The sequence below is a fragment of the Methylomonas rosea genome (assembly GCF_024505055.1).
Taxonomy (GTDB): Bacteria; Pseudomonadota; Gammaproteobacteria; order Methylococcales; family Methylomonadaceae; genus Methylomonas; species Methylomonas rosea.
In genome coordinates, this window is the sequence record NZ_JANIBL010000001.1 from 57,345 (window position 1) to 75,352 (window position 18,008).

Annotated in this window: 19 protein-coding genes; 12 read left to right on the forward strand and 7 right to left on the reverse strand. The window is 48.7% G+C overall.

The annotated features are described in order from the left end of the window. Positions 1-149: 149 nt before the first annotated feature. Together NP589_RS00275 and NP589_RS00280 are read right to left on the reverse strand one after the other, a co-directional pair. Positions 150-1,733 (reverse strand): peptide chain release factor 3, encoded by a 1,584-nt coding sequence (locus NP589_RS00275; protein WP_256605146.1) that lies wholly within the window; start codon positions 1,731-1,733, stop codon positions 150-152. A 116-nt stretch (positions 1,734-1,849) separates the two neighbouring features. Continuing rightward, positions 1,850-2,560: a DUF6901 family protein gene (locus tag NP589_RS00280; protein WP_256605147.1), complete on the reverse strand. Its 711-nt coding sequence runs from the start codon at positions 2,558-2,560 to the stop codon at positions 1,850-1,852. A gap of 221 nt (positions 2,561-2,781) precedes the next feature. Between NP589_RS00280 and NP589_RS00285 the strand changes: the two genes are divergently transcribed. The 3 genes from NP589_RS00285 (at position 2,782) to NP589_RS00295 (ending at position 5,269) form a co-directional block, all read left to right on the forward strand. Further along, the gene (locus tag NP589_RS00285) at positions 2,782-3,171 is read left to right on the forward strand and encodes a lipocalin-like domain-containing protein (RefSeq protein WP_256605148.1); all 390 of its coding nucleotides are present in this window, start codon (positions 2,782-2,784) and stop codon (positions 3,169-3,171) included. A gap of 135 nt (positions 3,172-3,306) precedes the next feature. Then, on the forward strand, positions 3,307-4,101 hold the full coding sequence (locus NP589_RS00290) for a ferritin-like domain-containing protein (protein WP_256605149.1): 795 nt from the start codon (positions 3,307-3,309) through the stop codon (positions 4,099-4,101). Next, positions 4,094-5,269 carry an NnrS family protein gene (locus NP589_RS00295; RefSeq protein ID WP_256605150.1) on the forward strand — a complete coding sequence of 392 codons (1,176 nt, stop codon included), beginning with the start codon at positions 4,094-4,096 and terminating at the stop codon, positions 5,267-5,269. Before NP589_RS00290 ends, NP589_RS00295 begins: the two co-directional genes overlap by 8 nt. Before the next feature lie 60 nt (positions 5,270-5,329). Here NP589_RS00295 and ispG read toward each other — a convergent pair whose 3' ends face one another. Further along, entirely contained in the window at positions 5,330-6,550 is a 1,221-nt protein-coding gene (ispG, locus tag NP589_RS00300) for a flavodoxin-dependent (E)-4-hydroxy-3-methylbut-2-enyl-diphosphate synthase (RefSeq protein ID WP_256605151.1), read from the reverse strand. Positions 6,551-6,652: 102 nt separating this feature from the next. On the opposite strand from ispG, the gene NP589_RS00305 reads away from it, so the two are divergent. From NP589_RS00305 to nqrM, 8 genes are all read left to right on the forward strand, one after another. Continuing rightward, positions 6,653-7,381, forward strand: coding sequence for a metallophosphoesterase (locus tag NP589_RS00305; protein WP_064010607.1), 729 nt, complete (start codon positions 6,653-6,655; stop codon positions 7,379-7,381). Between the two features lie 186 nt (positions 7,382-7,567). Beyond that, positions 7,568-8,914: a Na(+)-translocating NADH-quinone reductase subunit A gene (locus tag NP589_RS00310; protein ID WP_256605223.1), complete on the forward strand. Its 1,347-nt coding sequence runs from the start codon at positions 7,568-7,570 to the stop codon at positions 8,912-8,914. Then, complete coding sequence (locus NP589_RS00315) at positions 8,914-10,113, forward strand: NADH:ubiquinone reductase (Na(+)-transporting) subunit B (protein WP_256605152.1); 1,200 nt, start codon at positions 8,914-8,916, stop codon at positions 10,111-10,113. Before NP589_RS00310 ends, NP589_RS00315 begins: the two co-directional genes overlap by 1 nt. After that, positions 10,106-10,969, forward strand: a complete 864-nt coding sequence (locus NP589_RS00320) for a Na(+)-translocating NADH-quinone reductase subunit C (protein WP_205454117.1) — start codon at positions 10,106-10,108, stop codon at positions 10,967-10,969. The genes NP589_RS00315 and NP589_RS00320 overlap by 8 nt, the downstream gene beginning before the upstream one ends. A gap of 8 nt (positions 10,970-10,977) precedes the next feature. Continuing rightward, positions 10,978-11,646, forward strand: a complete 669-nt coding sequence (locus NP589_RS00325) for an NADH:ubiquinone reductase (Na(+)-transporting) subunit D (RefSeq protein WP_020481963.1) — start codon at positions 10,978-10,980, stop codon at positions 11,644-11,646. Then, a complete protein-coding gene (gene nqrE / locus NP589_RS00330) occupies positions 11,646-12,254 on the forward strand; it encodes an NADH:ubiquinone reductase (Na(+)-transporting) subunit E (RefSeq protein ID WP_192374970.1) in 609 nt (202 codons plus the stop codon). The genes NP589_RS00325 and nqrE overlap by 1 nt, the downstream gene beginning before the upstream one ends. 10 nt (positions 12,255-12,264) lie before the next feature. Next, positions 12,265-13,485, forward strand: coding sequence for an NADH:ubiquinone reductase (Na(+)-transporting) subunit F (gene nqrF, locus NP589_RS00335; RefSeq protein ID WP_256605153.1), 1,221 nt, complete (start codon positions 12,265-12,267; stop codon positions 13,483-13,485). An 86-nt stretch (positions 13,486-13,571) separates the two neighbouring features. Further along, entirely contained in the window at positions 13,572-13,760 is a 189-nt protein-coding gene (gene nqrM / locus NP589_RS00340; RefSeq protein ID WP_256605154.1) for a (Na+)-NQR maturation NqrM, read from the forward strand. A gap of 28 nt (positions 13,761-13,788) precedes the next feature. Here nqrM and NP589_RS00345 read toward each other — a convergent pair whose 3' ends face one another. The 3 genes from NP589_RS00345 to xseA form a co-directional block, all read right to left on the reverse strand. Then, entirely contained in the window at positions 13,789-14,361 is a 573-nt protein-coding gene (locus NP589_RS00345) for an alpha-ketoglutarate-dependent dioxygenase AlkB family protein (protein WP_256605155.1), read from the reverse strand. Further along, the gene (locus NP589_RS00350) at positions 14,358-14,762 is read right to left on the reverse strand and encodes a bacteriohemerythrin (RefSeq protein ID WP_256605156.1); all 405 of its coding nucleotides are present in this window, start codon (positions 14,760-14,762) and stop codon (positions 14,358-14,360) included. The genes NP589_RS00345 and NP589_RS00350 overlap by 4 nt, the downstream gene beginning before the upstream one ends. Before the next feature lie 115 nt (positions 14,763-14,877). Continuing rightward, positions 14,878-16,221, reverse strand: a complete 1,344-nt coding sequence (gene xseA / locus NP589_RS00355) for an exodeoxyribonuclease VII large subunit (RefSeq protein WP_256605157.1) — start codon at positions 16,219-16,221, stop codon at positions 14,878-14,880. A 160-nt stretch (positions 16,222-16,381) separates the two neighbouring features. Here xseA and dmeF point away from each other — a divergent pair, with 160 nt between their 5' ends. Further along, entirely contained in the window at positions 16,382-17,377 is a 996-nt protein-coding gene (gene dmeF / locus NP589_RS00360; RefSeq protein WP_256605159.1) for a CDF family Co(II)/Ni(II) efflux transporter DmeF, read from the forward strand. Here dmeF and NP589_RS00365 read toward each other — a convergent pair. Further along, on the reverse strand, positions 17,340-17,999 hold the full coding sequence (locus NP589_RS00365) for a class I SAM-dependent methyltransferase (protein WP_256605160.1): 660 nt from the start codon (positions 17,997-17,999) through the stop codon (positions 17,340-17,342). The genes dmeF and NP589_RS00365 overlap by 38 nt on opposite strands. Between the last annotated feature and the right edge of the window lie 9 nt (positions 18,000-18,008).

Genomic DNA, 18,008 nt, shown 5'->3' on the forward strand with positions numbered 1-18,008 from the left:
TTTTACGCTAGCGTATAGCGGCGCGGCGTTTTTCGTTGGCAATCAACGGCTGCGGGTGATTTATCGGCTGCGAAAAAGCTTTTTAGGAATCGCTTAGCCTAAGCGATTCCGCATGTGTCGACTTAAAAGATTGGCTTTTGAATGCGCTATCAAAGCTCTCTGGTCTGACTAAAGCTTATATCCGGCCAGCGTTCTTCAGTTAATTGCAAATTAACCCGGCTGCTGGCCAGATAGACCAAATAGCCGCCGCCATCTTCGGCAAGATTTTCGAACGCCTTGTTTTTAAACTCTTCCAGCTTAGCCGGATTTTTCGCGCTGACCCAGCGCACGGTGTTGATCGGCGACACGTCGTAAGCGCATTCGACGTTGTACTCGTTTTTTAGGCGATGGGCAGTAACGTCAAACTGCAGAATACCCACCGCGCCGAGTATCAAATCGTTGTTTTTCAGTGGTCGGAACAGCTGGGTCGCACCTTCTTCAGTTAATTGAATTAAACCTTTTTGCAGGGCTTTGGCGCGCAGCGGATCTTTCAACACCACGCGGCGAAACAGCTCCGGCGCGAAGTAGGGGATGCCGCCAAATTTTAAGGCTTCGCCCTGCGTAAAGGTGTCGCCGACTTGAATAGTGCCGTGGTTATGTAAGCCTATGATGTCACCGGGATAGGCTTCCTCGACGTTTTTACGGCTGTCCGCTTGAAAGGTAATGGCGTTGGCGACCTGGATATTTTTACCGATGCGCACATGATTGACCTTCATGCCTTTATCGAATTTACCGGAGCATATTCTCAAAAAGGCTACGCGGTCGCGGTGCGCCGGGTCCATATTGGCTTGGATTTTAAACACAAAGCCGGTGAATTTTTCTTCATCGGGCATGACTTCGCGCTGCTCGGCTTGCCGCGAACGCGGCCCAGGCGCATATTCCGCGAAGGCGTCCAACAATTCGATGATGCCGAAATTATTGATCGCCGAGCCGAAAAACACCGGGGTTTGTTCACCAGCTAAATATTTAGCGTGATCGAATTCATGACTGGCGCCTTTGACCAGCTCGATCTCGTCGCGCAATTCTTCCGCCTGATAACCCAGCAGTTCGTCGAGTTTGGGATTGTTCAGACCTTTGATGACCTCGGCTTTGGCGATACGGCCACCGTGGTGCGGACTGAACAGCAATATTTCGTCTTTATACAGCTGATAAACCCCTTTAAAGCGCTTGCCCATGCCAATCGGCCAGGTCATTGGTGTGCATTGGATTTTTAGTACGCTTTCGACTTCGTCGAGCAGTTCGATCGGCTCGCGGCCTTCGCGATCCAGCTTATTGATGAAAGTCAGAATAGGAGTATCGCGCAGGCGGCAGACTTCCATCAATTTGATGGTCCTGTCCTCAACACCCTTTGCTACGTCGATCACCATCAACGCGGAGTCTACGGCTGTCAATGTGCGGTAAGTATCTTCGGAAAAGTCTTCGTGGCCAGGGGTGTCCAGTAAATTGATGATGCAATCATTATGCTCAAACTGCATTACAGAAGTGGTTACGGAAATCCCCCGCTCTTTTTCCATTTCCATCCAGTCGGAGGTGGCGTGACGCGCTGCTTTCCGGCCTTTTACCGAACCGGCCAATTGAATCGCACCGCCGAACAGCAGCAGTTTTTCGGTAATGGTGGTTTTACCGGCGTCGGGGTGGGAGATGATGGCAAAGGTTCTGCGTCTATTGGCTTCTGCGCTGATTTCGGTGGTCATGATGCTTGGATAAATTGGTATATCAATTGCTTATTATCCCGGTTTTTACCGAAAAAAATAAGAGGCAGACAATGATAAGTCTCTTGTTGGTTTCTATTGCTAAACCTGAGGCTGGACTATTGGAAAGGTTTGCGGTAACCATCGAATAAATGATGAATTTCCTCAAGCCCGTCTTCTATTGACCAAGAAACGGACTTTGACAATAAGTCCAGCAAAATCACGCCGTTTACCGCTGCGTCTTCGCTAATAGCCGTTTTTAATCGTTGGCTTAAATGCAGGTTGATAACTTGTAAATTTTGATAAAGCGCGAGCAGTTCATCCAGTTCCAGCGAATAGGGCAGCTTGTCTTTTTGGCGAAAATACTGCGCCAGTAGGAACATGGTCGTTACCCGATAAATCGTTTCAGTCTGATCAGCCAGCGGTAAATGAAAGCGGGCCATCGGTTTTAAAAATTCGGTATGCGGACATGGGCTGGTGGCCATGATTAAGCCGAGAATCGAGCTGGCGATATGTTGCGCTGTGGTATCGGCGCGTATCGTTCTCCGGTCGGTAATTACCTCTACGGTCATTTGCTTGTGGGATACCAAGTGACCGCATAAATCCAACAGCGACACCAAATTAATCGCGACAGGACAATGCGGAGTCTGTTCCGGATTTAATGGGCAATTGCGGCATTGTTGATAGATAAGCTCCGTCCAAAAAGGATAGGGCGGTGGTGCGGCGGAAATCAGCGTCATGCTTTGTTTGTCAACTTCTATCAGGAAATCCGTGCTGTCGTAATCTTCCGCATTCAGGCGGTAGGTAAAATGTAGGATGTCTTCGGACATATAATCTCGGCAAACAAGTGATGGGCGTGTCGCGACGGGTGGGTTTAGTGCTGCTAAATCGTGTTGTTGGGCGATTGTAGGGGCGCCGCAATCGACTGGCAAGGCACATTAATACAGCGAGTTTGGCTTGAGTATAGCTGCCGCAGTCAACTAAAAGGGGCTGCCTCCGGCTCCATGCTACAATCGGCGGCTCTAAAAACATAATCCCATAAGGCTTTACCATGCAATTTATCAAACTCCCCGCTGTTGCTTTGCTGCTTTTATCTTTTAATGCCTTAGCGGAAGTACAGCTGACCAAAGCCGATCTTCTGGGTACATGGCAAATCGACAAAGAGTCGAACACCAGCGACGGCAGCAAAGCGCGCAGCTCCAATACCACCTGGACGTTTAAAGAAGACGGCACGATCGAGGGTATGACCCATGAAAACGATTCGCATGCCAGAATTGACCAAATGCGCGCGGTGCTGAATTATTCCGTTGAAGGCGGCAAAATTGTCAAACAGGCCGCGCCGGGTCGTTCAAAGATGGAAACCTGCGAGGCTATCGAAAAAGCCGGCAACAATATGGTTTTGAAGTGTCAGACCGTTTATTTCTTTATGTCCAAAAAGTAAGAATATCGGCCATTCCCGAGAGCGTGGTAGACAGGCTTAATCCATTTATTTGACGCGCTTTGCTCTCGGACGGGATGTGCTTACCGGTTTAATGTGAGAACGGGAACTTTGATTTTGGCGGAGCAGGCGCAGTGTTTGTCTGATTTTGCGGAGCGCTGTTTATTTGATAGCGATATTGAGCAAAAACTTGTTTTAACCCATCGAGCCAGGCAGTTATTGGATGACGGCCTGCTGTCTTTGCAGGCAGTAGGAGATGTATTGCCGATCAGTCATACGGTATTCCCGAGCAGGCCGACATTATTGATGCCGCGCGATATGCCCAAGCGTCGCTTGGATTCCAACGAAGGAAAGGCAGCATTTTTTCACGCGCTGGCGCATATCGAGTTTGTGGCAATTTATTTGGCTTGGGACATCGTTTACCGGTTTCGCGGTTTGCCTGACGATTTTTATAGAGATTGGCTCACCATTGCCGACGAAGAGGCCCAGCATTTCGAGTTGATACGCAAACATTTGCTTGGTTTAGGATTCGATTACGGCGATTTGCCTGCGCATCGCGGGCTGTGGTCGCACGCTGAAGATACCTCCAATGATATTTTGGCTCGGCTGGTGATCGTGCCGCGTTGTATGGAGGCGCGCGGTCTGGACGTGACGCCAGCCATGATGGATAAGCTTGCTGCCATCGAAGATCAGCCCGGAGTGGCAATTTTAACGCGGATTTATAACGACGAAGTCGGGCATGTGGAACGTGGTTCTTATTGGTTCAATACCCTGGCCAGCCGGCGCGGTTTAGAACCCGAACATTGCTTCAAGGACTTGATTCTGAATTATTTCAAGGGCAAACCCAAAGGCCCCTTTAACCGAGAAGTGCGTATAATCGCCGGCTTCTCGAATAACGAAATCGATTGGCTGGAGGAGCGTTTGCATGAATAACAAACCGGTTTTTGATTATCCACTGTTTGCGATGGGTTTTAGGGCTTTCTTCGCGTTGGCGGGTTTATCGGCTCTGGCTTTGATTGCGCTGTGGAATTCGATGTCGAACGGTTCATTGCATATCGATAACTATTTCAGCGGCAGCACTTGGCACGCTCATGAAATGTTGCTTGGTTACACGACGGCGGTGATTGCCGGCTTTTTGCTCACAGCGGTGAGAAACTGGACGGGTCTGCAAACCGTTACGCCGGATCAGTTGGCGTCGCTTTGCTTTCTGTGGATTTATGGCAGGGTTTTGCCGTTTTATTCGGAATTATTGCCTGATGTGTTGATAGGTGCCGTCGATTTTGTCTTTCTACCAGCCTTGGCCTATTTCATTAGTAAACCGATTTTGAAAACCGCTAATTACAGGAATCTGGTGTTTATCGCGTTATTGCTGTTATTGGCCTTGGGCAATGGCTTGATCCATACCCAAGTGTTGGGTTTTATGGCCGATAGTGCCGCGCTCGGTCTGATTTTGGTGGTTACAGTTATCGTCGCGATGATTTTGGTCATAGCCGGCCGGGTGTTTCCGTTTTTCACCGAACGAGGCTTGTCCGGTGTCATTTGTATCCGCAATCCCGCGCTAGATATCGCTGCTGTTGTAGTGAGTCTGGCGGTATTTGCACTATTGATGCTGAATGTCTCCGGCGCCTTGTTGGCTATCGCTGCGGTGGCGGCGATTGTGATCAATATCGTGCGGGTGGCTGCTTGGTACAATCCGCGAATTTGGTTTGTGCCACTGCTGTGGGTTTTATACGTCGGCTACGGTTGGGTGATTCTTGGCTTTGGCTTGGTGTCCTTGGCGGCTTTTGGCCTGGTACCGCAATCTTTGGCTTTACATGCTTTTACCGTGGGCGGTATCGGCATTTTAACCTTGGGTATGATGGCGCGCGTCGCCTTAGGCCATACCGGCAGGGCATTAAAAACGTCGAATGTGATGGCGCTGGCGTTTGTGCTGATTAATCTGGCAGCGTTGTTCCGGGTGCTGTTTCCCGCCATCTTGCCGGCTTGGTACGGCGGTTTGGTGATGGTTTCGACTTACTTTTGGTTGGCGGCATTTTCGCTGTTCGCGTTTTATTACGCACCGATATTGACAACGCCGAGACTGGATGGGCAGGCCGGTTAAGCGTTTACGGGAATAAAAAAGGCGGCTTTATGGCCGCCTTTTTTGTGGGTGAAGCTTCTTTTATTGGGCGCTGTAGTGCGATTCGATGTAGCGCTCGACCAATTCCTGGAACTCGCCGGCGATGTTATCGCCTTTTAAGGTCACAGTTTTTACGCCGTCTTCAAATACCGGTGCTACCGGTGATTCGCCGCTACCCGGCAAACTGATGCCGATGTTGGCGTTTTTGCTTTCGCCAGGGCCGTTAACCACGCAGCCCATTACCGCGACTTCCATGGTTTCCACGCCTTTGTATTTATCTTTCCAGACCGGCATTTGGTCGCGCAGATAGGCTTGAATATCTTGCGCCAGTCTTTGGAAGTAATCGCTGGTGGTCCGGCCGCAACCAGGGCAAGCGATAACCATCGGTGTGAACGAACGGAAACCCATGGTTTGCAGAATTTCCTGACCAACGATCACTTCCTTGGTCCTGGCAGCGCCCGGTTCAGGTGTCAGTGAAATCCTAATCGTGTCGCCGATGCCTTGTTGCATCAATACACCCAGTGCGGCAGAAGACGCGACGATGCCTTTCGAACCCATGCCGGCCTCGGTCAAGCCCAGATGCAGCGCATAATCGCACCGGTTAGACAGGTCTTCGTAAATGCTGATCAATTCCTGCACGTTGCTGATTTTGCAAGACAGGATGATTTTATCTTTACCTAAACCAATCTCTTCAGCTTTAGCGGCGCTTTCCAGCGCGGACAAGACAATAGCTTCGCGAGTAATGGCCGGCAATTCCTTGGGGTTGGCCAGCAGGCGATTTTCGTCGAGCAGACGTGTCAGAACCGCTTGGTCCAGACTGCCGCCGTTGACGCCGATCCGCACCGGCTTATTGTATTTGCAGGCAAATTCAATCATTTGCTGGAATTGCGGGTCGCGAGCCTTACCTTTGCCGACGTTGCCGGGGTTGATGCGGTATTTAGAGAGCGCTTGTGCGCAATCCGGATATTTTTCCAGCAACTTGTGGCCGTTAAAATGAAAGTCGCCGATAATCGGCACTGAAAAGCCTTTTTGCTCAAGCTGGTTGACGATTTCAGGGACTGCTTTCGCCGCTTCCTCAGTATTGACGGTGATGCGAACCAGTTCGGAGCCAGCTGTCGATAATTCCATGATCTGTTGAACGCTTCCTGCAACATCAGCTGTGTCGGTGTTGGTCATGGATTGAACTACAATCGGAGCACCGCCGCCGACTTTTACGTTTCCTACCGAAACCTGTTGGGTGTGTTTTCTGGGGCTTATCGACATAGAATTGTTGTATACGAAAAATCAAAGTTATCTGAAAAATACCAAGTATTTCACTTAGGATATAAATTATACCTCCATAGCTACAGGACGAAAGAGCAAATTGTGCGGATAAATTACTTTTCTGATGTGCATTTAGAATTCGGCGAGCAGAGTTTGCCGGAAACTGACGCGGATATTGTCGTGGCGGCGGGCGATATCGGGATTTTCAAACAAGGCGTCGAATGGTTGAAGTCTATCGGTAAGCCCGTAATATACGTGGCCGGTAACCACGAGTTTTATGGTTACGAATATCAACAGACCCTCAGCATGTTGCGCAATGAATGCGCAGGCAGTCAAATTCAGTTTTTAGAAAAAGATCAGTTTATATTCCAGGGCGTGCGTTTTTTAGGTTGTACCTTGTGGACGAATTTATTTATCGAGGGCGCTGAAAAAGCCGAAGCGCTGGGAAAAACCTTGAATGACTTTCGTAAGGTGTCGTTTGCAGGCCAATCTTTCGAACCCAAACACTTTGCCGAACTACACCGGGAATCTAAATCCTGGCTGGAACAACAACTTGCCACGCCCTTTGCCGGCAGGACTATTGTGGTTACGCACCATGCGCCCACCGAATGGAGTTGGATCGATTCGCCAAATGTGCTTAAAAAGCTAGCGTATTGCAATGACTTGAAACCGCTGTTTCACGAGTACGAAATAGCTGCCTGGTTTCACGGTCATGTACACAATTTGGGCGATTACCGGATTGCGGATGCCCGCATTTTAAGCAACACCCGGGGGTATGTCGGGCGCAAGTATGTCAGCGGTTTTGATATTGATAAAGTGGTTGATATTTGAGCAGTATTTCCACTTACGTCCGGCGTTATCGCGCGGCTTCCAGGGCTGCAAACCTTGGGATTTTCCGTTGAGAAAGCCGATAACTTGTGATGTAATGAACATGTTTTGTCTTGAAGTGCCCTTTGGGAGCAGTGTTTCCGAATGGGCTTTTTGCTGCAACTAGTCTGGGGAGCAGGCGTATTAACTATGCAATTTAATATAAAGAAAGGTTTGGATTTGCCTATAACGGGCGGACCCGAACAAAAGATAAGCGATGGTAACAGCGTCAAATCGGTCGCACTTTTGGGTGCCGATTATATTGATCTGAAGCCGAAAATGATGGTTGCCGAAGGAGATAAGGTCAAATTAGGACAGGCGCTTTTTTCCGACAAAAAAAATCCTGGCGTCAACTTCACCTCGCCCGGCGCGGGTGTGGTTAAAGCCATTAACCGCGGCGACAAGCGTGCTTTGTTGTCTGTGGTCATTGAATTGCAAGGTAATCAGCAAGAGTCTTTCGCCAAATACGGAGAAGCCGAGCTAGGCAATTTGACTCAAGAGCAGGTCAAGGAAAATTTGCTGGCATCGGGATTGTGGACTTCGTTCCTGACTCGTCCTTACGGCAAAATCCCTGCTGTCGATACCGCTCCTAGTTCAATTTTTGTCACAGCAATAGATACTCGTCCGCTTGCGGCGGATCCAGCTGTCATTATCAAGGAACGCGCTGCCGACTTTGCTAATGGCTTGACTGTGATTTCGAAGTTGACGTCTGGTAAAACCTATCTTTGCAAAGCCACCGGTACTGATGTGGTTGTTAATCAAGCCGTTCAGGTAGCCGAGTTTTCCGGGCCGCATCCTGCCGGATTGCCAAGCACCCACATTCATTTCATTGATCCGGTCAATATCCATAAATTTGTCTGGCATATCGATTACCAAGCGGTGATTGCTATCGGCGCATTGTTTACCACTGGTAAGTTGAATGTAGAACGCATCGTTTCTTTGGCTGGCCCTACGGTAAAAAATCCTAGATTGGTGCGCACAAGAGTGGGCGCGAACCTGGAGGATTTAGTAGTCGGCGAATTGCAGGATGTCGAAAATCGCGTGATTTCGGGTTCTGTTTTGTATGGCCACGAGGCTACCGGATCGGCGGCATTTTTGAGCGTCTACAGTTTGCAGGTTTCTGCTATCAAAGAAGGTCGTGATCGGGAGTTTTTCGGTTGGATCGTTCCCGGTAAAGACAAGTATTCGGCTTTGAATGTTTACGTATCAAGTAAAGATCGTAAAGATAATCGCCTGTTCCCATTGACCACCGATAAGAATGGCAGCAATCGGGCCATCGTGCCGGTAGGCGTGTATGAGTCCGTCATGCCGTTGGATATTTTGGCTACACCCTTGTTGAAAGCGATTGTAGTCGGCGATACCGATACTGCACAGTCTCTTGGCTGCCTGGAATTGAGTGAAGAAGATGTGTCTTTGTTCACCTTTGTCGATCCAGGTAAACACGACTTCGCGCCTGTGCTCAGAGCTAATTTAACTAAAATCGAGAAGGAAGGATAATGTCGGCTAGAGATATTTTAGATAGCATAGAGCCGCATTTTACAAAGGGCGGCAAGTTTGAGAAGTACTACGGTCTCTACGAGATGGTGGATACTTTTATCTACACGCCATCCGATGTAACACGCGGAAAAACCCACGTTCGTGACGGTAACGACCTGAAGCGGACCATGACCTTTGTGGTCATCGCCACGGCGTTTTGTATTTTGATGGCTTTTTACAATACGGGTTACCAAGCCAATTTAGCTATGCAAACGTTGGGAGTTGAGACTATCAACAACTGGCGTAGCATTTTCATGGATCTGTTGGGTTACAACCCCTACAATCCAATTTCCTGCCTGGTGCACGGTATGTTGTATTTCTTCCCGGTTTATATCACTACCTTAGCGGTGGGTGGTGTCTGGGAAGTGTTGTTTGCAACTGTACGTAAACACGAAGTCAACGAAGGTTTCTTGGTATCGTCAATGTTGTATACCTTGATCCTGCCGCCCGATATCCCACTGTGGCAAGTCGCATTGGGCATTTCGTTCGGTATCGTATTGGGTAAAGAAGTGTTTGGCGGTACCGGCAAAAACTTCCTGAACCCTGCGCTTACTGGTCGTGCGTTCCTGTTCTTCGCTTATCCTGCGTCCATTTCAGGCGATGCGGTGTGGGTTGCCGTGGATGGTTATAGTGGAGCTACTGCTTTGTCTCTGGCTTCTGCCGGCGGCGTGGAAGCGATTCAAGCGAGTTTCAGTTGGTTCCAAGCCTTCTTAGGATTCATCCCTGGCTCAATGGGTGAAACATCGACCTTGGCCTGTATGCTGGGTGCGGCATTTTTGTTGTACACGCGTGTTGCTTCTTATCGCATCATAGCTGGCGTACTGATCGGTATGATCGTTATGTCCACGTTGTTGAACATCGTTGGTAGCACAAGCAACCCAATGTTTGCGATGCCTTGGTACTGGCACATGGTCGTTGGCGGTTTTGCGTTCGGTACAGTGTTTATGGCAACCGATCCTGTCTCTGCCGCTGTGACCGACACCGGTCGCTGGATTTATGGCTGCATGATCGGCGTGATGATTATCATCATTCGGGTTATTAACCCGGCTTTCCCTGAAGGTGTGATGCTTGCAATTCTTTTCTCAAACATGTTTGCACCATTGATTGATTACTTTGTTGTTCAAGCAAATATTAGAAGAAGGATCAAACGCCATGCTTAATGCCGAGAAAAAAACCTGTAAGTACAACGAGCAGCTCTGCAAGTACTACGAACAGTTCAGAGTTTACGCCGACAGAATCCTGGCTTTAAGCAACGACAGCCTGGAAAAGACCGTTAATGTGGCTTTGGCCTTATGTTTGGTTTGCGCTGTGCTGGTATCTATCGCAACAGTGGCTTTACGGCCTTTGCAAGGCTACAACAAAGCCCTGGACATGAAGAAAAATATTCTTGATGTGGCCGGTTTGTTGGAAGAGGGTACTGATATCGACCAAGCCTTTGCGGAAAGAATAGAAAGCAAGATTGTCGACCTTAAAACAGGCGATTACGTAGACAATATTAATGTCGACGAATATGACCAACGCAAGGCTGCCAAAGATCCTGCCCAGAACGAATTGATTCCGGTCGAGAAAGATATTGCCAGCATCCGTCAAAAAGCCAAATACACGAAAGTGTTTTTGGTTAAAAACGGCGATCAGTTGCAATCCATCATTCTACCGATCAACGGTTACGGTCTGTGGTCTACCATGTATGGCTTTTTAGCGTTGGAAGCCGATGCGCAAACTGTACAAAGCATCAACCTGTATGACCAAGGTGAAACTCCTGGCCTGGGTGGTGAGGTAGTCAATCCTAACTGGCGTGCGTTGTGGAAAGGCAAAAAAGTCTATTCCGACAAAGGCGAAGTGGCTTTGACTTTAGTTAAAGGTGGTGTCGATTCCAGTCGCCCGGATTCTGTTTACAAAGTTGATGGCTTGGCCGGCGCAACCTTGACCAGTCGTGGTGTCAGTAATTTGATCCAATACTGGATGGGTACCGAAGGTTTTGCCACCTATCTAAACAAAATTAGAAAAAACGGTTAGGACTTATCATGGATAAAGAAACTAAAAAAGTATTATTCGAACCGTTGGTCGATAACAACCCAATCACCTTGCAGGTGCTTGGTGTGTGTTCCGCGCTGGCGGTAACTTCGCAAATGTCTACCTCACTGATTATGGCTTTGGCCTTGACCTCGGTGACTGCCTGTTCAAGCGCTGCGATCAGTGCGGTGCGCGAGCATATACCAAGCAGCATTCGGATTATCGTGCAGATGATCATCATTGCTTCGCTGGTTATTGTGGTCGATCAGTTGCTTAAGGCCTTTGCATTTGACGTCAGCAAAAAACTGTCGGTATTTGTTGGTTTGATTATCACCAACTGTATCGTCATGGGGCGTGCTGAAGCCTATGCGATGAAAAACCCACCACTGCAAAGCTTTGTAGATGGTATCGGTAACGGTCTGGGTTACAGTTTGATTCTGGTCATAGTGGCTCTGTTCAGAGAAACTTTGGGCTCAGGCAAACTGCTGGGCTTCGATGTATTGCCGCTAGTCAAAGACGGTGGTTGGTATGTGCCTAACGGCATGATGTTACTGCCGCCTAGCGCGTTTTTCATCATTGGCTTGATTATCTGGGGTTTCCGTACCTGGAAACCGAAACAGGTTGAACACAACGAGTTCAAAATCATGTCGATTGCTCACGGTGAAGGAGGGCACCACTAATGGAAGCCTATATCAGTCTATTTGTTAAAGCGGTTTTCATTGAAAACTTGGCGCTGTCATTCTTCCTGGGCATGTGTACCTTCTTGGCGGTTTCCAAGAAGATTTCTACTGCAATGGGTTTGGGCATCGCGGTAATGGTGGTGCAAACCCTGACGGTGCCTGCGAATCAGTTCATCTATCAAACCTTGTTGAAGGAAGATGCACTGGCTTGGATCGGGATTACCGGCGTTGATTTAAGCTTTTTAAGCTTGTTGAGCTGTATCGGTATGATTGCTGCGATCGTACAGATTCTGGAAATGATTTTGGACAAATTCTTTCCGGCTCTGTATCAAGCCTTGGGTATCTTTTTGCCGCTGATTACCGTGAACTGCGCGATCCTGGCAGGAAGTTTGTTCATGATCGAACGCGACTACAATTTCGGTGAAAGCGTGGTATACGGTATAGGGAGTGGTTTTGGTTGGGCTTTGGCGATTACCGTCATGGCCGGTGTGCGTGAGAAATTGAAATACAGCGATATTCCTGCTGCATTGCAAGGTCTGGGCATCACTTTTATCACTGCCGGCTTGATGTCTCTGGGCTTTATGGCTTTCTCTGGAATTCAATTATAAGGGTATCGTAATGCTGGAAATTGCATTAGGTGTTATTTTCTTCACGGTCATCGTGATAGCGCTGGTGTTTTTAATCATCGGCGCCAAGAGTAAATTGGTGGCCTCCGGGGATGTGGAAATTCTGATCAATCATGAGAAGAAAATCCGTGTGCCGGTTGGTTCTAAGTTGTTAACAGCATTGGCGGATAACCAACTGTTTGTCTCCTCCGCTTGCGGCGGCGGCGGCACTTGCGGTCAATGTAAAGTAAAAGTGCATAGCGGTGGCGGCGATATTCTGCCGACCGAGCAATCGCATATCACCAAGCGCGAAGCGGCGCACGGCGAACGTCTGGCTTGCCAAGTGTCCATCAAACAAAACATGGACATCGAAGTTGAAGACAGCGTATTCGGTGTAAAAAAATGGGAATGCACCGTTAAGTCCAACGACAACGTGGCTACTTTCATTAAAGAGTTGGTGTTGGAATTGCCGGAAGGCGAAGCTATAAACTACCGTGCCGGCGGTTACATACAAATCGAATGTCCGCCACATGTTTCTAAATATGCGGATATGGATGTTGCCGACGAATACCGTCCTGATTGGGATAAATTCAATCTGTGGCGCTATGTGTCGGATGTAAAGGAACCAACCTTGCGCGCTTACTCCATGGCATCCTATCCTGAAGAAAAGGAAATTATGCTGAATGTCAGGATTGCCACGCCGCCTCCAGGAGCGCCGGATGGGATCCCGCCGGGTATCATGTCTTCCTTTATCTTCAATCTGAAACCAGGTGATAAAGTGTTCGTTTCCGGTCCTTACGGCGAGTTCTTTGCCAAAGAAACCGATGCGGAAATGGTATTTATCGGCGGTGGTGCCGGTATGGCGCCGATGCGTTCGCACATCTTTGATCAATTACGCAGACTGAAATCCAAGCGTAAAATGACTTTCTGGTATGGCGCGCGTAGCAAACGCGAAATGTTCTATGTTGAAGATTTCGATATGCTGGCTAAAGAAAATGATAATTTCGAATGGCATGTGGCATTGTCGGATGCCTTACCTGAAGATAACTGGAAAGGTTACACCGGCTTTATTCACAACGTGTTGTTCGAGGAGTTCATCAAGAATCACCCGAACCCCGAAGACTGTGAATACTACATGTGCGGACCGCCAATCATGAACTCTTCAGTCATCAACATGCTGCTGGCTAATGGCGTTGATCCTGAAAATATCATGCTGGATGATTTCGGCGGTTAATTTGTATTAATCTGACGCGAAAAACGGGGAGCGATTTTTGAATCGCTCCTTTTTTCGTTTCAGCGATTAGAAAAAACGGAGAAAAAATGGGTTATTTTTTAGTGACTTTTTTATTTATGTTGATCGTTATTGCTGTAATGGCGGTCGGTGTGGTTTTCGGTCGGAATGCTATCAAGGGGTCTTGTGGCGGCACCGGTAATTGCGTCTGCAGTGAGAAATGCGACAAAAGAAAGAAATTTGAAGCTGAGCAAGCTCAAGCATTGGAGCAACAATAACACTTGTTGCCCAAAGAAATAAACCAAGCTATTTGGGGGCGATAACTTTCCGAAAGGTTAAGTTTATACGTCCTTGAGTCAGCTTAGGATCAATAGGAATACTATGCAGCCAGTGATGTTGGAAATCGGGCTGCATAATCAATAGTGTTCCACTAGTGAGTAAGATACCGCCGCTTTCAGCGGTTTTTTTATGCCGAAATGCAAATTGCCGGGTCGCTCCCAAGGTCAATGACGCGATAAAGGGTTGTTCTCCCAACTCCGCCTCGTTATCCGCATGCCAACCCACATAATCCTCGCCGTTTCGATATAAGTTCACCAAAACGGAATTAAACGAAAAGTTTAAGCTGTGTTCTACTTTTTGCCGAATATCCGCAAGTAATGGCGTCCATGGCCGAGTTTGTAACAGATTATTGCTGTAGCTGTAACTTATGCCCGGGTCGGCGTGCCAGGTTTGCAGCCGAGGTAACGTAAACGCTCGACCGGCAACGCTGTAACAATTGTCGGGCCAATTCTGTTCTTGCAGCAAACGCCGGTAGATAACTTCACATTCGGCCGCGTCGTAAAAATGCTCGATTACCTTAAGTTCCTTGTTGGCTGTCATTCGCCAGGCAACTCCTGCTGCATTTTTAGATGCGCGGACAGCGCACTGTCCATCGTTGTAACGTGCAGCAAAAACCACTGCGGCAGACGCTCTTTTACAAAAGCACGGCCAAAGGGGATTAGCCCTTTGTCGATGCGGGTTTTAAACTGTTTGAATTCGCCCAAAACCCGTTGATGTTCGCCTTTATGTTCAGTTTCCGCCGGAAATCCGCATTGCGCCATTAACCGATTTTCGGATTCGAAATGTGCCTCCGTATGTTCGTATAATCGCTGAAACAATTCGGGAAAGTCGGTGTTATTGGCTTTATCCAATTGATTTACCAAATCAATAAATACGCCGTGATCGGTATCGATAAGCTCGTAGCCAATACTCAGAGGAATGGTCGTTTCAAATATTGTCATATAAACACTCGTGTGATCCTTAAACTACTTCAATTAAGCATGTTTTGTGCCTGACAATTGCCAGCTATAAACTAGAGGGAAGAGCGTTAGTTAATCGCTAGTGGCTGTTAAATCTTTAATCGGGGATTACCTCTTTAACCTCGCTAACGAGACGACCATCTGCTAATCGAGTATCGATCAGCTCTCGATTGGCTAACTGTTTAACCGACTTGATTAGCTGCGAGCTGTCTCGTCGTTGCACAATAGCATAACCCCGCTCCAGCGTTGCCAGGGGACTAACCGCGTGTAAGGTTTGTGCCGCCGCGTGTTGCCGGCTTCTCAATGCCGTTAGTTTAATTTGCATGGAACGGCTTAAACGTTGCTGGAAGTAATCAAGCTGTTGCCGATAGCCGTGAATTGCAGCCATCGGTTGGTGACTGTTCAGACGATGCTCGTTCAGCGCCAGTCGCTGGCGGCGCAATTGCAAATCGCCTTGTAACGCACGATTCAAGCGTTGTTCCAATTCGTCCAGGCGCTGAGCATTGCGCTGCAATTTTTCGCCCGGATGCTGGGTTTGCAGGGCTTTGTTCAGCCAGGTCAAACGCAGTTTCTGCCGTTGCAATTTGCCTTCAATTTGCCGAGTCAATTGGCGCTCGATGTCGCTGAAGCGGTTCAGCCAAGCGGATTGATCAGGCGCTGCATGTTCGGCCGCAGCAGATGGCGTCGGTGCGCGTAAATCCGCGACGAAATCGGCGATGCTGAAATCTACTTCGTGGCCTACTGCGGAAATCACCGGAATTTGGCTGGCTGCTACCGCTCGGGCCACGATTTCTTCGTTAAAGGCCCATAAATCTTCCAGCGAGCCGCCACCGCGCGCCAGGATGATTACATCTACCAAGTCTTGTTTATTTGCAGTGTCCAGCGCGGCGCTTATTTCAAATTTGGCGCTGTCGCCTTGCACTGCTACCGGATAGATCAACACCGGGATGGCCGGGAAGCGCCTTTTCAATACGCTGAGGATGTCGTGAATTGCCGCGCCGCTGGCCGAGGTGATGACACCGATTTGCTTCGGCAATTGCGGTATTGGTTTCTTGCGGTTTTGCTCGAATAAGCCTTCCTGCAATAGTTTCTGTTTCAGGCGTTCGTAAGCCAGTCGCAACGCGCCGTCACCGGCTTCTTCCAATTGTTCCACCACCAATTGATAGTCGCCGCGCGGTTCGTACAAACTGACTTGCGCGGTGGCGACAACTAGGTTGCCGTTGGCTGGTTTGAAACGCAACCGTTGCTGTTGGCCTTTGAACATGGCGCAGCGGATTTGGGCTTGCGCATCTTTCAACGTAAAGTAGTAATGGCCGGAGGAGGGTAGGCTGAGATTGGAAATCTCGCCTTGTACCTGTACTGTCAAGAAGTGGCCGGCCAGCAAACGTTTGGCTTCGCGGTTTAGCTGGGATACGCTGAAGATGTGCTCGGAATTACTCATTGAATGCTTGAGAGTGAAGGGCGAATAGGTTGAAAATCATATTTTACGGCGGTTTGCCGCAAATAACAGACGCTTTTACTTTGCCGAAGTGTTTCCGGGTAAGCTGCGCTAGAATGGTGCTTGGATGAACGTTTCGGCTTTGGAGAACAAGGAACTACGGATGCATGAACATCAATTAAGTAACTGGCAACATTCGCACGATTTCGCGCGGATCAATCGCAAAGGCGAGCGGCGTACCAAATGGGTGCTGCTTCTGACGTTTGTGACGATGATTGTGGAAATTCTCGCCGGCATGCAGTTTCATTCGATGGCTCTGCTGGCGGACGGTTGGCACATGGCCACGCATGTGGTGGCTTTTATGATTGCAATCTTCGCCTATCGTTATAGTCGTATCCACCAGCACGACCAAACCTTCGCGTTTAGTCCCGCCAAGGTTGGCGTTTTGGGCGGATTTGCCAGTTCTATAGCCTTGGCGATGGTAGCCTTGATGATGATTGCCGACTCGGTGCAAAGGCTGCTGATGCCGGAAATCATTCGCTTTGACGAGGCGATTTTAGTAGCGCAAGTGGGTTTGTTGATCAATCTGTTAAGCGCGCTGTTATTACGAGACCACCACGATCATCACCATGGACACGGGCATAATTCTCACCATGACCATGACCATGACCATGACGAACACGATGACAATGAGCACGATCATCATCCCCATCATCAGGATCACAATCTACGGGCTGCGTATCTGCATGTAATGGCCGATGCGTTAACATCGGTATTAGCCATCGTCGCTTTGGTTGCCGGCAAATATTATGGCTGGGTCTGGCTGGACACGGTGATGGGTTTCGTCGGCGCGACAGTGATTCTGATTTGGGCTTACGGTTTAATCAAAGAAACCAGCCCGGTATTGTTGGACCAAACCATGAATCCTAAATATACCCAAGCCATGCAAGCCGTGCTGGAGGAAGACGGCGAATGCCGTGTCAGCGATCTGCATGTGTGGCCCGTTAGTGCGAATCATTATGCGGCAATCGTAGTTTTGGTTTCGCAGCAGCCAAAATCGCCCAGTTATTACAAGACGCTGTTAGTCAAATTCGCGCAACTCGACCACATTACAGTGGAGGTCAATCGTTGTAACGGCCAGGATTGCGTTGCAGAATAATCGTGTCGTTGCCGATGAATTCAATTTGGCAGTGGTAATGCGCCGCTAACCAATGAAAAGTCGGCCGGGAGAAAAAAACGATGTGGGTCTGATCGTTTTTGTAATGCCATTTGGCAAAGGCTTCGGCATCAATGACCAATTTGGTCATAATGCCTAGCCAGCCGCCTGGTTTCAATAACTCAAATAGTGCGTCGAATTCGCGTTTTGGCGCCCGTAAATGCTCTACCACCTCGGTGCAGACGATAAAGTCGTAAGCTTGTTGCAGGTGCTCAGGAAAGTCCGCATAGAATGGGTCGTAGACACTTATTCGATGACCATGGGCTTTTAAGAGTTTTGCGAGCGCCGGGCCGGGGCCGCAACCGTAGTCAAGGCCTTCAGAATTGTTAGGCAATCTTTCCAGCAGAGGCTTCGCCAAGCGCGATAGAAATTCAATGTAGCCCGGGTCGTCGATGGTGTTTTGATGCAGATCATAAATAGCCTTTTCCTGGCTTGGCGACAAATGCTGTGTGCAATCGACATATACCAATAAGCAATTCTGGCAACGCTTGTAATCGCGTTTGGAGTCACTATGAAAATGATGGGTGTTGAGACTATTACAAAGTGGGCAGGATAGTGCCGTCATAATTAATTT

What these genes read in the sequence shown, in the direction of transcription:
- nqrE (WP_192374970.1), top strand. Translation starts at nt 11,646, where the DNA reads ATGGAAGCCTATATCAGTCTATTTGTTAAAGCGGTTTTCATTGAAAAC.
- NP589_RS00285 (WP_256605148.1), top strand. Translation starts at nt 2,782, where the DNA reads ATGCAATTTATCAAACTCCCCGCTGTTGCTTTGCTGCTTTTATCTTTT.
- NP589_RS00320 (WP_205454117.1), top strand. Translation starts at nt 10,106, where the DNA reads ATGCTTAATGCCGAGAAAAAAACCTGTAAGTACAACGAGCAGCTCTGC.
- NP589_RS00275 (WP_256605146.1), bottom strand. Translation starts at nt 1,733, where the DNA reads ATGACCACCGAAATCAGCGCAGAAGCCAATAGACGCAGAACCTTTGCC.
- ispG (WP_256605151.1), bottom strand. Translation starts at nt 6,550, where the DNA reads ATGTCGATAAGCCCCAGAAAACACACCCAACAGGTTTCGGTAGGAAAC.
- NP589_RS00365 (WP_256605160.1), bottom strand. Translation starts at nt 17,999, where the DNA reads ATGACGGCACTATCCTGCCCACTTTGTAATAGTCTCAACACCCATCAT.
- NP589_RS00325 (WP_020481963.1), top strand. Translation starts at nt 10,978, where the DNA reads ATGGATAAAGAAACTAAAAAAGTATTATTCGAACCGTTGGTCGATAAC.
- NP589_RS00310 (WP_256605223.1), top strand. Translation starts at nt 7,568, where the DNA reads ATGCAATTTAATATAAAGAAAGGTTTGGATTTGCCTATAACGGGCGGA.
- NP589_RS00280 (WP_256605147.1), bottom strand. Translation starts at nt 2,560, where the DNA reads ATGTCCGAAGACATCCTACATTTTACCTACCGCCTGAATGCGGAAGAT.
- nqrM (WP_256605154.1), top strand. Translation starts at nt 13,572, where the DNA reads ATGGGTTATTTTTTAGTGACTTTTTTATTTATGTTGATCGTTATTGCT.
- NP589_RS00315 (WP_256605152.1), top strand. Translation starts at nt 8,914, where the DNA reads ATGTCGGCTAGAGATATTTTAGATAGCATAGAGCCGCATTTTACAAAG.
- NP589_RS00345 (WP_256605155.1), bottom strand. Translation starts at nt 14,361, where the DNA reads ATGACAGCCAACAAGGAACTTAAGGTAATCGAGCATTTTTACGACGCG.
- NP589_RS00295 (WP_256605150.1), top strand. Translation starts at nt 4,094, where the DNA reads ATGAATAACAAACCGGTTTTTGATTATCCACTGTTTGCGATGGGTTTT.
- xseA (WP_256605157.1), bottom strand. Translation starts at nt 16,221, where the DNA reads ATGAGTAATTCCGAGCACATCTTCAGCGTATCCCAGCTAAACCGCGAA.
- NP589_RS00350 (WP_256605156.1), bottom strand. Translation starts at nt 14,762, where the DNA reads ATGACAATATTTGAAACGACCATTCCTCTGAGTATTGGCTACGAGCTT.
- nqrF (WP_256605153.1), top strand. Translation starts at nt 12,265, where the DNA reads ATGCTGGAAATTGCATTAGGTGTTATTTTCTTCACGGTCATCGTGATA.
- dmeF (WP_256605159.1), top strand. Translation starts at nt 16,382, where the DNA reads ATGCATGAACATCAATTAAGTAACTGGCAACATTCGCACGATTTCGCG.